This is a genomic window from Dyella choica (assembly GCF_003977665.1).
In the GTDB taxonomy this organism is placed as follows: Bacteria; Pseudomonadota; Gammaproteobacteria; order Xanthomonadales; family Rhodanobacteraceae; genus Dyella_B; species Dyella_B choica.
In genome coordinates, this window is sequence record NZ_RYYV01000012.1 from 58657 (window position 1) to 71999 (window position 13343).

The following is a 13343-nucleotide window of genomic DNA, read 5'->3' on the forward strand; positions in this document are numbered from 1 at the left end:
GGTATCAATGACGATTTTAGACAGTGCCAATTGTCTGCATTTGGCATTTATTGTGATCGCCGCCCCGTTCGTGAGCCGCTTTTCTGGAGGGGGCGACCTGGTGAGGTACCTGCGGGCAACTTGTGGCGGGTGTAAGCTCATCGCTTCATACCTGACTCATAGTTCGTTTTGGGGCTTGTTTAGAGGAACATCGATCTGTATCCATGGCAAAATAGGGGCAAGTTAATTGATCGGCCAACCTGACAATATGCTCAGCCAACTCAGTGCCCTTGAAGCCGAAAGCATTTATGTGCTCAGGGAGGTCGTTGCCAATTTTCATCGGCCGGTCATGCTGTATTCGATTGGCAAGGACTCTTCGGTCCTTCTCCATCTCTTACGGAAGGCGTTCTATCCGGCCCGTCCTCCTATTCCATTGTTGCATGTGGACACGACATGGAAATTTCGCGAAATGATTGCATTTCGTGACCATGTGGCGGCTGCGGGGGACGTGCGGATGCTCGTGCATGTCAACGAGGACGGCATTAGTCAGGGTATTTCCCCCTTGGTCCACGGCGCTGCCGTGCACACTCACGTTATGAAAACGCTGGCTTTGAAGCAAGCGCTCGACAAATTCGGATTCGATGCTGCCATTGGGGGGGCGCGCCGTGATGAGGAGAAGTCACGAGCCAAGGAGCGGGTCTTTTCCTTCCGCAATACCCAGCATCGCTGGGACCCGAAGCGGCAACGCCCCGAGTTGTGGAATCTGTACAACACGTGTATCCATAAGCACGAAAGCGTGCGCGTGTTTCCGCTGTCCAACTGGACGGAATTGGACGTATGGCGATATATCCGTCGGGAAAGTATCGCCGTCGTGCCGCTGTATTTCGCCAAGGAGCGGCCTGTGGTAGCGCGCGACGGGGCGCTCATCATGATCGACGATGATCGCTTTGCGCTGCGGGAGGGGGAGAAGGTCGAGCGCCGCATGGTTCGCTTTCGAACCTTGGGCTGCTATCCGCTGACCGGCGCTATTGAATCCAGCGCCGTCAACATAGATGAGATTCTTGCCGAAATGGCGTCTTCCAAATCGTCAGAACGTCAGGGCAGGGTCATAGACCAGGACCCTGCGGCATCGATGGAGCATAAGAAGCAGGAGGGCTACTTCTGATGTCTATCTCCGATACCCCAGAGCGAAGTCAGTTACGCTTCATTACTTGCGGTAGTGTCGATGACGGCAAGAGTACGCTTCTGGGCCGTTTGCTGTACGACGCGGGCATGCTGCCCGATGACCAGGTCGAGGCACTAAAGCGGGACAGCCTCCGGCTACATCCCAATGGCGACGTGCTGGATTTTTCGCTGCTTACCGATGGTCTGGACGCCGAGCGCCAGCAGGGCATAACCATTGACGTCGCCTATCGCTACTTTCATAGCGAGCGCCGCAACTTCATAGTGGCCGATTGCCCGGGGCATGAACAGTACACCCGCAACATGGCCACGGGTGCTTCTACCGCGGATATCGCCGTGATGCTGGTAGACGCACGTAAAGGACTGTTGCCGCAGACTCGCAGGCATACCTACATTTGCGCCTTGCTAGGGATTCGTAAGGTGATCCTCGCGGTCAACAAGATGGATCTAGTCGGCTACAGCAAGGACGTTTTTGAAGCTATCCGCGACGCCTATCGGGAAATGGCATTGCAGATGGGTATCGGAACGGTCTATAGCCTGCCAGTGGCGGCACTGGTTGGAGACAACGTAGGTCAACGCTCACCACGCATGCCCTGGCATGACGGTTGCACGCTACTGCAATTGCTCGAAACCATCACGGTTGAGTCCATACAGGCAAGCGACTTCCGCATGCCCGTGCAGTGGGTCAATCGGCCTGATCAGTCCTTCCGAGGCTACGCTGGAACCATCTGTGGTGGCAGAACGTATCCGGGAGCAGAGATTGTCGTGCAGCCCGGTGCCCACAGTGCTCGTATCGTACGCATAGTGACTGCAGCTGGAGATTTGTCCGAGGCGTACGCAGGGCAGGCAGTAACCCTTACGCTGGATCGCGAGCTGGATATCAGCCGAGGCGACGTCTTGGCCGATGCGGCCCGACCAGCTCCGGAAGCAGACCAGTTTGCTGCACACGTACTGTGGATGGGTGATGAGCCGCTGCTGCCCAATCGTAGCTACTGGTTGAAGGTTGGTGCGCGCACGGTAAACGCGCGCATTACCACGATCAAGCACAAGGTAGATGTGAACACGCAGGCCAAGCTGGCGGCGCATAGGCTGGAGTTGAATGAAGTTGGCTACTGCGAAGTCGACCTGGATCATCCCATCGCGTTTGAACCCTACGCCGACAATCACAGTCTCGGCGGCTTTATCCTGATCGATCGGCAAAGCAATGCCACGGTTGCATGCGGCATGCTGGATTTCGCGCTGCGCCGTGCCACCAACGTGCAATGGCAGCATCTGGACCTGGACAAGCGCGCTAGAGCGAATAGCAAGAGGCAGAACCCCTGCTGTATATGGTTTACTGGGCTGTCGGGGGCGGGTAAGTCGACTATCGCCAATTTGCTGGAGCGTCGCCTCAGTGCGATGGGCTATCACACCTACCTTCTAGACGGCGACAATCTGCGGCATGGGCTTAACCGCGATCTCGGATTCACTCCGGAGGCACGAGTTGAAAATGTGCGTCGAGTAGCCGAAGTGGCGCATTTGATGGTCGATGCCGGGCTGGTCGTGCTGGTTTGCGTCATCTCTCCTTTCTGCAGCGAGCGGGAGTTTGCCCGCAGTCTGTTTGCCGAAGGAGAGTTTGTCGAGGTATTTGTGGACACTCCGCTGGAGGAATGTGAGCAACGAGATCCCAAGGGCCTGTACCGGAAGGCCAGGGAGGGGAAGATTCTGAATTTCACCGGCATTGATTCGCCGTACGAGATGCCTGAAAGTCCCGAGGTGCACTTGCAGTCCAATACTTCGACGCCGGAAATATTGGCGGATCAAGTTGCATCCTATGTCATCGATCTAGTGGGTAAGAAATGACGCGTTACGGCTCTTCGTAGTTTCTAGAGCGGAAAGAGAATCTTTTCGAATCCCTGTTTTGTTCCTATCGGCGTTGGCTTGGAGTCCTTCCGAGATTCTTCGTGTGTTTGTTAAATAGCATCAGTAGGAGCATACATAAGCTTCCCGATAGGGCTAGCAATGGCGTCAAAAGTCGCACCGCAATTGCCGCAGCTTCCGCATCCAAATGGGACCTTCCCAGCCAAAGCAAAACACCCTGGCTCCCCAGTTCGGCAACGCCAAGTCCGCCGGGCGTCATGCTTGCGGTCACGGTGAGCATAACTCCGCCTAGCAGAAGACTAATCTGGTCAAAGGCAATCGAAACGTTCATTGCGCTTATGGCGGTCCACCAAAGTGCTGCGTAGACCAGCCATAGCAGCACAGTTATCAGGCTGGAGAAGGTAATGCGCTTATAGTGATGCAGCAATTTGCCATAATCCTGGACTCTGGTCGGCAGATGGCGCGTCAATGGGCCAAGGAAGTAGAGCAGCTGCCCACCCCATGCTGGCAGCAAGAGTGCCAGGATGGCGAGCCATTTTTGCCCAAAATGCAGCGCCAGGCCGCAGAGACCCATGCCGACGACGCCAGCCAAATCCAGCGCACGCTCTACAAAGAATCCGGCAATTGCTTGTTGCCAACCATCGTTATCGCGCTGAGGAACCATCCTGATTTTGAGGATCTCGCCCAGCTGCAGAGGCGTAAGCGAAGCCAGCCCTGAAGCGGCGCCGTTGGCGCAGAACGATAGATATAGTCGCCGGCCGTTGATCGGCAATCCGAGTACGATTAGCCAACGAAGTCCGCGCAAGCCAAAAGCGCAGATAACCAACGCAAATCCTGAAGCCAAAAAGAAAAACCACTTCACCCGCGTTAGGGTCGCGCCGATCTGACGCCAATCGAACAGGTGAATCGTCCATATCACGCAACTTGTCGTGACAAGAGTAACGATCATTGTGCGGACAAGACGACGATTCAAGGCAGTTGTCGGGGCAGGAGGGGGCCGGTCATCATTCGCTGATTGAACGATGCATTGTCGGACGGGGCGCAAGGGCGCGCTCCGCAGCTCGCATAACCTGATCCAAATGCTCCTCAATACCTATCCAAAGGGGGAGGCGTACCAAGCGATCGCTGGTCCCGCCTGTGACCGGCAATTGGCCGACGCTCCGCCCATATCGCGTGCCAGCGGGTGAGCTGTGCAAGGGCACATAATGAAAAACCGTGCCGACTCCGGCAGCCTTCATCGCTTCAATGAATTGTGTGCGCGCCGCAAGATCGCTCAGGAGTAGATAGTACATGTGCGCATTGTGATTGCAACTGACGGGCACGATCGGCCGCCGGGCGAATCCGGCATCCTCGATTGACTCCGCCCAGGCGTGATAGCGATTCCAAATGTCGATACGACGACGCGTGAGCTCTTCTGCTTGTTCGAGCTGGGCGGCCAGAAATGCAGCGATCAATTCGCTGGGGAGATAAGACGATCCGATATCCACCCAGGTATATTTATCGACTTGACCGCGAAAAAATTTGCTGCGATTGGTGCCTTTTTCGCGAATGACTTCCGCTCGTTCGATCAAATTCGGATTGTTGATCAAAAGCGCGCCACCCTCGCCGGAAATGACGTTCTTAGTTTCGTGAAAGCTCAGTGCTGCCAGGTCGCCGAAGCTGCCGAGTGGTCGGCCTTCGTAGGTTGACAAAATTCCCTGTGCCGCATCTTCAATGACGGGCAGTTCGTGGCGCCTCGCGATCGCCATGATAGTGTTCATATCGCATGAGACCCCGGCATAATGAACGACGCAAATTGCCTTGGTGCGCGGGGTAATGGCTGCCTCTATCAGGCTTTCGTCGATATTGAGGGTATCGGGTCGTATGTCTACGAACACCGGGACGGCGCCCCTCAATACAAATGCATTGGCGGTGGAGACAAAGGTGAAAGATGGCATGATCACCTCGTCCCCCGGAGCAATTTCGAGCAGCATCGCGGCCATCTCCAATGCGGCGGTGCAGGAGTGGGTAAGCAATGCCTTGCCGGCACCGGTTATTTGCTCAAGCAAAGTGTGACATTGCCTGGTAAAGCTGCCGTCACCGGAAATATGCCCGTTGGCGTGCGCTTGCGCGATGTAGTCCAGTTCCTTGCCGACGAGATAGGGGCGGTTGAAGGGAATCGTCATGTAAATTTCAGTCGGCATAGGTGGAGTTCATGATCTGCTTTCGCGATGCCCCCAGATGTAGTGCGGCGCCTGTGGACCGGTGTTGAAGATCAGGTCAAGTACGCTGACTTGATGTTCAAAGGGAGGGTAGAGCTGAGGATACTCAGGATAGCCGCTATAAGAATGATATCCAAGATGAATGCCGGCTTCTTCAAAGGCTTTCTGATCAATGTAATCTTGGGCCGACGGACCGGAAACATAGTGGGTGGCTCCGAGGGAACGAAGAAGATTCAGCAGGCGATCCTGCCGCTTTCCTTGAAGTCCGAATTCTCGCGAATCCCGGAACTGGGTATTTATTCCAAGAATATCTTTGGCGATTGTCCGGATGATGAATTGATTTAGCTCCGAGAGCGATCGCCAATAATGCCCGAGATAAATATCCTCGAACACCTTCTGATACATCTTGAAATAAGGTGCTTTCGCATAACTCTGTTTGATGGAAGTCCAATGCTTGCGCTGCCAGTCGTGGGATCTTAGTTCAACTTCGCATATAAGGCGATCAATGCTTGGTCCGGCCGGTATGCTCAGCCAAAGAGGCCCATTCGGAGTCTTTACACGATTGCGTGAGCGCCAGTCTGATTTCGTGAACTGGACGTCGTCATAGAAAACGAAAGTGTCAACATTCTGGATGATGTCGAAATATCCCTTCCAGGGAAGGTAGGACGATTGAACGGCCCCAACGATATGTTTGCTCATGAAGGTGCGGAGGCAACGTACGCAAATTCGGTAAATTTAGACCAGTTCGCTATTGAAGTCGATGCCATAGTCAAATGCAAAGACAAACGAGCAGGACGATACGGCACGGGCCGGATACGGCGATGATCTTCCTCATGGTTGCTTCTTGACTAGCATGGTGAACTCGAATAGCCCGTAATCATGTAGCAGCGCTACATTGCGAGAATAGCGTCGCTTACACAGATCGAAGAGGCTGCATGGATCTGCGTAGTAGAGATAGTCACGCATTTTATCCGCATCTGAGTAGGTGGTCAGGCAGTTGAAGGCAAAACCGCGAAGGCTGTTTTGATCTAGCAAATCCAGTGTTGCCTCGATATGGCCGAACCATTGCTCAGGCGATCTGCCGAAGTGAACGTTGAAAATGCCGCTAGCGATACTGTAGTCAGCAATGCTCTGAGGTGCGCTCCCGATTGCGAATTTCGCGTTAGACAGTCCCGCGTGGCGATTTTTTGCTGACCTGATCATGTCTTCGGCAATGTCGATTCCGCTGTAGGAAAATGAACTATGCGACGAGGCGAGGAAGCTATAGAGCGCGCCATAGCCGCAGCCGAGATCATTGACTGAAAATGGTTCGGAAGTCTCGATAATTCTGCTGAGCTGTTTGAACCTGGTCGTTTGGCTTTCCTCGCCATTCCAGTCAACACCGCGTGCCGTTTCGCCATGTTCGGCAAGCTTGTCGGTAAAATACCTGGAAACCTGGCCTAACAGATCATCTGTCTTATTTTCCATAGATTTGCCTCACGATAGTGTAAGGGCGACGCTTGGTTTCGGAGAATATCTTTGACAGATAAATGCCAACAACGCCTATAAACGAAATGATGAGGCCGCCGATGAGCCAGATTGACGACATCACGGATGTCCAGCCAATCAATGGCCTGGAGAAAAAAAGCCATCGGAATATCAGGTAAATCGTGTAAATGATGGATGATAGAGATATGAACAATCCCGTATAAAAAATGCCGACAAGTGGCGCGTTGCTGAATGAGGTGATCGAATCGACGAACAGGGACAGCTTCTTTCGAAGCGAGTAGGTGGTGGTGCTCGTGTTGTGCTTGTTGATCGGTTTTGGGATTTGGGTAAAACCGGTTATATACCATAAACCATTTATGAAGATTTCCCTTTCTTCATGACGCAATAATGCATCAACGTAACGACGGGTCATCAGCCGAGCAGTAACGGCGTTCGCTGGCAGCGCCAGTCCAGTGGTTGCACGGAACAGGACATAGAACCATTGGCCAGTCCAACGCTCGACCCATCCACCCTTGCGCTGCGCTTGAACACCATATACAACGTCGCAAGGCTCGTTTTGCATCTGCGCGGCAAAAATACCTAAGTATTCAGGTTCCTCTTCCAGGTCGACGTCGATGAGAAAGACTCGTTCGCCTCTCGATTGCGCGAGACCAGTCATCATGGCCTTATGATGCCCAAAGTTGCGGGAGAGATCGACTACGACGACATGGTCATCGGTCTCAGTAAGTGCTACGGCTAGGCCAAGGCTGTCATCGGGCGATCCGTCGTTGACCAGCACGATTTCGAACTCCTCACCTACGAGTTCCCGAGCCTGTTCGCTCGCTCTGCGATGAAACTCAGCGAGATAGGGTGCTGAATGGTAGAGCGTGGCGACGATGGAGAGTTTCATGTGGATGCTTGTTTCATTTGGCAGCGGACGTCCAGGCAGCGGTTGGACTGGGCGATGGCAATCTTCATCGTTGTGCTTATCTCTTGGCTCTGTAAATTTGATAATAGGGATTCGGAGAGCCAGGAAGCAGGGTGAAGTTGTTTAGGATGTATTGGTATATAAGCGGGTGCGTATTTTTAAAGCGCAACGCCTCGTGCTCATCGAGCGGCATGTCGTAGATTAATGCAAATCCCGGATTCGAAGCTTCAATTCGTCGGATCTCATCCAACTCGAACGCTTCCGAGCGTGGGAGCAAGGGATAGATTTCCCACATCGGCGATTTTTGTTCGAGCAAAGCGTAAGCTCCAGGCCAGAAGGGGGCTGCGATAAAGCCGCGCCCTTGTTTCGCGTATTTGTCGGCGAGGCTACGCAAAAGCGCTATGTCCTGGGCTGTTCCAGGATCGATTTTCAAGGTGCTGTGGGAAATTTTGACCTCGGCGCACTTTGCCTCTCTACATTCCCATCCGGGCTGAAAGGGGGTCATTACCCATACGCTTGCAACGCAGAGAGCCAATACCAAGGGCCATTTGATTCGTCCTGGCTGATAGGAAAGCAGCACCAGGACACCGATCAGCATCGGAAAGACACCCTGCGCCAGATGGCTGACGTCGGCTCTGGAAAATGCAAAGTGCGCGTACGGTAGCGTCAAAAATGACGCAGGTACTAGCGCTGGAGCAACCGGCCGGCGTAGCAGTTTTTGCTTAACCACCCATAGTGTGGCAAACGTGCCGAAGACGAGTATGCTCATGAAAAAGACGCCAATTAATATTCCTCGAATGGCGTCCTCGGCGGGTAAAGAGGTGAGGCTGACCGACCATGGCCACGGCACAGGCAGCGGGATATTCGTGGCCTTGACTTCGAACAAATAGCGAACGTCCTCCAGGAACGCGGCGGGAAACCCGGGGACCAGAATCAACATGAGCAATATGGGGCTATAGCCAGTTAGGACGCCCACCGACCAGAGCATCAGTACTCTGGCAAGATGAGTTGGGTCAGAGCGTTTGATGCTTAGCCAGCAAAGGATGCCGAGGCTGCCCACCGCACCATATACGCCGTGATTTCGTCCAAAGACGGCAGCCAAGCCCACCACAAAGCCCGCTAAAAAGTAGCTCCGACCGCTGGTTTTTTCGACGAGATGGGTAAGCGCGCCAATTAGAAAGATTGACAACGAAATATCAAAGAGCTTGTGGCGTGGATACATCCACACTATCAATATCACCGCTGAGAGAAGCAGATAAACAAAACTCCGCCCTTTGACGGTACGTGCAATGAGCAAAAGTCCCACCGACAAGCCCATTGCCTGGAAGATCGCAAGGGCTGCACGTAGAACCATGATCCCGTTGTTGCCGCATAGATGCATGAGCGCGGCAGCCCAATAGTAGCGACCAGGGTCATAAGCCATGAAGTCGCGTATGGGGACCTCCCCCAGCATGACCCGCTGAGCGCCATACCAAAGAAAGCCTTCATCCCAGAGGCTGAAGCTATTGTTGCCTTGCCAGACAAAGAGGGCTATGACGGCGATGGATGCCAATGCCATCATCGGCAGTGGCCCGAACCGGTCATGATTGAATGCTGATGGCAACCGCTATCTCCCAAGCGTGAAATGTATCGTTCTAGCCTGCTACGCGACGTCTAACCGGCGCTTTTCTGGTCTGATCTCGATGTCGCCAGGCAGCTCGATAAACGGTGGCGGAGGCCGAATCAACTCAGTGCATGCTCGGTCGGCGCCCAGGGCGCCGATCCGGCATTCTCGATAACGAATTCTCGACTGCCGCTGACGTTATCGGACCAGATGCATTCGTACTCAACAGGAATATTGCGGCCACCATCGAGGCGAGTAAAGGCGTGCTTGGTTCAAAGCGATGATCCCCTGCGAACTTTCAAGAATTTTTTCCGTCTGATGCAGACGTTTGACCTTCGGACTTTTGAAATGATCATCCAGATTCCGATGAAATTGAGGTGAATTCATCGAAATCTGACGAGAATCCGTCAGTTTTGCGTCAGCTAACGGGTTAAAATGTTGCGCCGCGGCAATGTTTGGCGGGGTTCAGTCGAGGAGTGAACCCTGGTGCTCACGGGTCGGTCTCGGCAAGTTTGTGGAGATGGCCTGTTGCGGCACCGTGGGATGCTAGACCAATTGGATTACTGCTGCCTGACGTCATGCTGTCTCCTTGCTTACAACACCTTGGCATGGCGGGGCTGGAATCGAGAGGATGTAGATGCACGCAGACTACCTAGCGTTCGTTAGTCTCACGCATAAGAGAGTTTTGGGGCGGGAGTCGTGCGCAGGATGATTTTGCAAATGTTCAGCCCGCCGCTACCACGTCGAACCCGAAGTTGCTTTTTTGTTACAGTGGCCGGCCGTTGCGCGCAGCCAGTCAATGACCGGGATAGCGGTACTCTGGGGCCACAGGCGGCCCACGGAAGTCGACGAGCAAGAGTAAAGTGTAGCCGGGCACGCCGCTGCCCAGAATTCAGTGGCGTTATGCCGGAAGACAATTTTCATCGATGAGGCGTGAAAGGAATTGCCGCGAGGTTGCGCCCTCGCGGCAAAAATGAAGCATTCCGGGACATCAGCAGGGTGGTCGCTGGTGTCTTCTGGCTGCAATTCTGTTGGAATCCGCCATTTGCAAATTCCGAGGTATGGCTAGTAGACGCTCATTTGAGCGTTCGGCGCGCCCGGGGTCGAGTTGGCGACCTGATGATTATTGCCCGCGCTTACGACCACGCCACCGCCGGATCCGATGGCGACATTATTGTTAAAGAAGTCCACGTTGGATATACCGACCGATCCGCTGGGGGAGTCGGCCTGCACTGCCGTACCGTTGAATGAGAACACGCTGCTCTCCACGTTGATAGTGCCAACCTCCGCATGCGCGGCATACGAGGAATTGTTCTGGAACATGGAGCGCGTCACGTCGATATGCCCACGCAAAGTATGCAGGGCTGTTACGGTCCCTTGAATGGTGACATCCTTCAAGGCCACTGCAATGGGGCCGGGTCCCGTGGTTCCGTCGATGACAACGCCCTGGCTTCCGCCTGTGATGGTCGAGTTTTGTACAAGCACGTAACCGGTGTTGCTCAGGCTCACCTCGATGTCGTTGCTGGTGAATCCGTCGAAAGTACAGTGGTCGATGATTACATTTCCGGCGCTATTGATCAGCACACCATCCAAGCCCGAGCCTATTCCGCTGAAATGGAGATTTCGCAGAATGACGGTGTCGGTAGGGCCGGCGGCAATGACAATGCCATTGGTGCCAGTCACGAGCGTGCTAGCCAGTTCACCATCCCCATCAATGATGATCCCCTTTGTAATGGTCAGGGCCCCAAATCCACCGGGGTCGAGGACCGAAATTTGACCGTTGGCAGTGGTCTTAGAAATAGCGCCTGCATAGGTCTTGCATGGAGCGGTTCTGCTGCAAGGATTGGCGTCGTCGCCAACACCCGAAACCCAAGTGCGAGTGGCCTGGGCATGCGCTGCCGTTGCGAACGCAAACGACATAACAAGCGTCGCCAGGAATGGCTTCAATAGACTTTTCATCACATTTCCCCTTGGAAGTAAATCGTGCAACGCACGTAACGTCCAGCCGCAAAGCAGATTGGACTTTACGGCGCCCCTTGAGCCCATGCGGGCCAGGGGCGAAGGATAAACCAATATTGTGACTTAAATCACAATTATTGGAGCTGCAATTTGGGTGGCCGGCGCGCCAGCCTTCTGGAAAGCCTCTTGTGACAGTTTCCGCTGACGGCCGACAAACCTGGGGGAGGGGAAGACGACGAAGCCGGCCCTGCGGCGGACTCGGATCGCCAGCGCTCCTCGCTTTTTGGGTACGAAGGGCGTCTGTATCAGGTGGCAGCGGAGCCAGCGTAAAGGCGGAGGGAATCGTCTCGGCGCGAGGGCGGCACCCGGTGCCGCCCTTTTTTCAGCCGATTGCTTGTTCAAGTTCCGGAATCAGCTTAAACAGGTCGCCCACCAGGCCGATATCGGCCACTTCGAAGATCGGCGCCTCTCCGTCCTTGTTGATGGCGACGATGGTACCCGCGTCCTTGATGCCAGTGAGATGCTGGATGGCGCCGGATATGCCGATGGCGATATATAGCTCGGGCGCGATGATCTTGCCGGTCTGGCCTACTTGCAATTCGTTCGGGACATAACCGGCGTCGACAGCGGCGCGAGATGCACCCACCGCCGCCCCGATCTTGTCGGCGAAGCGATAGATGACTTCAAAGTTCTCCTTTGAGCCGACGCCGCGGCCGCCGGAAACGACCTTACTGGCGCTCTGCAGATCCGGGCGATCGTTCTTGCCCTGCAAGAGCTCGACGAATCGGGTATGCGTGGGCACGGCAATGTCCAGGCTCAGCGGTTCGATCGGAGCATTGTTCGCGCCGCTGGCTGCTGCCGCCCAGGAGGCCGTGCGGACGGTCGCCACGACGGCATGTGCCGGATCGGCTTGCACAGTAATGATGGCGTTGCCGGCGTAGATCGGGCGCTTGAAGGTATGGCTGCCGTCGATGCTCATGATGTCGCTCACCTGAGCGACCCCAAGCAAGGCGGCCACACGTGGCGCAACATCCTTGCCGAATGTCGTGGAAGGGGCGAATACGTGGCTGTAGCCTGCGGCGGCTTTTGCGATCTGCGGTGCCAATACCGTAGCTAGGGGATGGGCATTTTCGGCGCGGGCGGCGGTAAGTACGCGACTTACGCCTTCGATCTTGGCGGCTTCGGCGGCGATGGCGTCGACGCTATCGCACAGCACAATGACATCGATTGCATCGGGCTTGACGGCGACGGCTGCGCTAACGGCGCGGGCGGTGGATGGGTTCAGCTTGCCGCCCAGATGTTCGGCGATAACCAGGACCTTGCTCATGGGTGTCTCCTAAATGCTGGCCGGCTGCTTACAGCAGCCCCTTCTGCTTCAGAACCGCCACCAGTTCGGCGGCGTCCTTCACCATCACCCCCTTGCTGCGCTTCGTTGGCGCCGCATAGTTCGTGATCTTAAGCTGATCGTGCGCGTCTACGCCCAGCGAGGAGAATTCGATGGTATCGATGGGCTTGGCCTTGGCCTTCATGATGTCTGGCAGCTTGATGAAGCGGGGTTCATTCAAGCGCAGGTCGGTGGTGATGACGGCGGGCAGTTCCGCTTCGATGATTTCGAGGCCGGCGTCGACTTCGCGCGTTACCGTGACTTTGCCGTCCGCGACCTCCACTTTGCTGGCGAAAGTGGCTTGCGGGCGGTCCCATAGCCCGGCCAACATCTGACCAGTCTGGCTGGCGTCGTCGTCAATGGCCTGCTTACCCAGGATCACCAAACCGGGCTGCTCCTTTTCAATCAGCTTCAGGAACGCGCGCGCAGCGGTGAGAGGTTGCACAGCCTCCGCCGTCACCACGTGAATGGCTCGATTGGCGCCCATCGCCAGGCCATTACGCAAGTGCGCAGTCAGGTCCGCCGGACCTATGCCGACCACCACTACCTCTTCGATACCGCCCCTTTCTTTGAGTCGTAGTGCTTCCTCCAGGGCAATATCGTCAAATGGATTAGCGGAAAGTTTCACGCCATCCGTTACAACGCCCGTACCGTCGGGTTTCACTTGAATGCGGACGTTGTAGTCAACGACGCGCTTGTAGCCGACCAGGATTTTCATCAGCGGTTCCTTGATTTGCCGGCGCCCGTAGGGCGCTGGAACGTTTGTATAAACGCGCATTC

11 protein-coding genes are annotated in these 13343 nt (G+C 55.1%); 2 read left to right on the forward strand and 9 right to left on the reverse strand.

What is annotated here, in order from left to right:
- Window positions 1–247: 247 nt before the first annotated feature.
- Complete coding sequence (cysD, locus tag EKH80_RS15655; RefSeq protein WP_126685781.1) at window positions 248–1144, forward strand: sulfate adenylyltransferase subunit CysD; 897 nt, start codon at window positions 248–250, stop codon at window positions 1142–1144.
- A complete protein-coding gene (gene cysC, locus EKH80_RS15660) occupies window positions 1144–3003 on the forward strand; it encodes an adenylyl-sulfate kinase (RefSeq protein ID WP_126685717.1) in 1860 nt (619 codons plus the stop codon). The genes cysD and cysC overlap by 1 nt, the downstream gene beginning before the upstream one ends.
- Before the next feature lie 64 nt (window positions 3004–3067).
- On the opposite strand, the gene EKH80_RS15665 is transcribed toward cysC, so the two are convergent.
- The 9 genes from EKH80_RS15665 to EKH80_RS15705 form a co-directional block, all read right to left on the reverse strand.
- Window positions 3068–3994, reverse strand: coding sequence for a lysylphosphatidylglycerol synthase transmembrane domain-containing protein (locus EKH80_RS15665; protein WP_126685718.1), 927 nt, complete (start codon window positions 3992–3994; stop codon window positions 3068–3070).
- A 31-nt stretch (window positions 3995–4025) separates the two neighbouring features.
- Entirely contained in the window at window positions 4026–5204 is a 1179-nt protein-coding gene (rffA, locus tag EKH80_RS15670; protein WP_230473735.1) for a dTDP-4-amino-4,6-dideoxygalactose transaminase, read from the reverse strand.
- 9 nt (window positions 5205–5213) lie between these two features.
- The gene (locus EKH80_RS15675) at window positions 5214–5921 is read right to left on the reverse strand and encodes a WbqC family protein (protein ID WP_126685719.1); all 708 of its coding nucleotides are present in this window, start codon (window positions 5919–5921) and stop codon (window positions 5214–5216) included.
- Window positions 5922–6053: 132 nt separating this feature from the next.
- Entirely contained in the window at window positions 6054–6689 is a 636-nt protein-coding gene (locus EKH80_RS15680) for a class I SAM-dependent methyltransferase (RefSeq protein ID WP_126685720.1), read from the reverse strand.
- Window positions 6679–7599 (reverse strand): glycosyltransferase family 2 protein, encoded by a 921-nt coding sequence (locus tag EKH80_RS15685; RefSeq protein WP_126685721.1) that lies wholly within the window; start codon window positions 7597–7599, stop codon window positions 6679–6681. Before EKH80_RS15685 ends, EKH80_RS15680 begins: the two co-directional genes overlap by 11 nt.
- A gap of 76 nt (window positions 7600–7675) precedes the next feature.
- Window positions 7676–9220, reverse strand: a complete 1545-nt coding sequence (locus EKH80_RS15690) for a hypothetical protein (protein WP_230473736.1) — start codon at window positions 9218–9220, stop codon at window positions 7676–7678.
- A gap of 1065 nt (window positions 9221–10285) precedes the next feature.
- Complete coding sequence (locus tag EKH80_RS15695) at window positions 10286–11179, reverse strand: right-handed parallel beta-helix repeat-containing protein (protein WP_126685722.1); 894 nt, start codon at window positions 11177–11179, stop codon at window positions 10286–10288.
- A 382-nt stretch (window positions 11180–11561) separates the two neighbouring features.
- Complete coding sequence (locus EKH80_RS15700) at window positions 11562–12506, reverse strand: electron transfer flavoprotein subunit alpha/FixB family protein (RefSeq protein WP_126685723.1); 945 nt, start codon at window positions 12504–12506, stop codon at window positions 11562–11564.
- A gap of 28 nt (window positions 12507–12534) precedes the next feature.
- A complete protein-coding gene (locus tag EKH80_RS15705; RefSeq protein ID WP_126685724.1) occupies window positions 12535–13281 on the reverse strand; it encodes an electron transfer flavoprotein subunit beta/FixA family protein in 747 nt (248 codons plus the stop codon).
- Window positions 13282–13343: the final 62 nt, after the last annotated feature.

Coding starts and splice junctions, on each gene's coding strand:
- EKH80_RS15675 (WP_126685719.1), bottom strand. CDS start 5,921: ATGAGCAAACATATCGTTGGGGCCGTTCAATCGTCCTACCTTCCCTGG.
- EKH80_RS15685 (WP_126685721.1), bottom strand. CDS start 7,599: ATGAAACTCTCCATCGTCGCCACGCTCTACCATTCAGCACCCTATCTC.
- cysC (WP_126685717.1), top strand. CDS start 1,144: ATGTCTATCTCCGATACCCCAGAGCGAAGTCAGTTACGCTTCATTACT.
- EKH80_RS15680 (WP_126685720.1), bottom strand. CDS start 6,689: ATGGAAAATAAGACAGATGATCTGTTAGGCCAGGTTTCCAGGTATTTT.
- cysD (WP_126685781.1), top strand. CDS start 248: ATGCTCAGCCAACTCAGTGCCCTTGAAGCCGAAAGCATTTATGTGCTC.
- rffA (WP_230473735.1), bottom strand. CDS start 5,204: ATGCCGACTGAAATTTACATGACGATTCCCTTCAACCGCCCCTATCTC.
- EKH80_RS15700 (WP_126685723.1), bottom strand. CDS start 12,506: ATGAGCAAGGTCCTGGTTATCGCCGAACATCTGGGCGGCAAGCTGAAC.
- EKH80_RS15705 (WP_126685724.1), bottom strand. CDS start 13,281: ATGAAAATCCTGGTCGGCTACAAGCGCGTCGTTGACTACAACGTCCGC.
- EKH80_RS15695 (WP_126685722.1), bottom strand. CDS start 11,179: ATGAAAAGTCTATTGAAGCCATTCCTGGCGACGCTTGTTATGTCGTTT.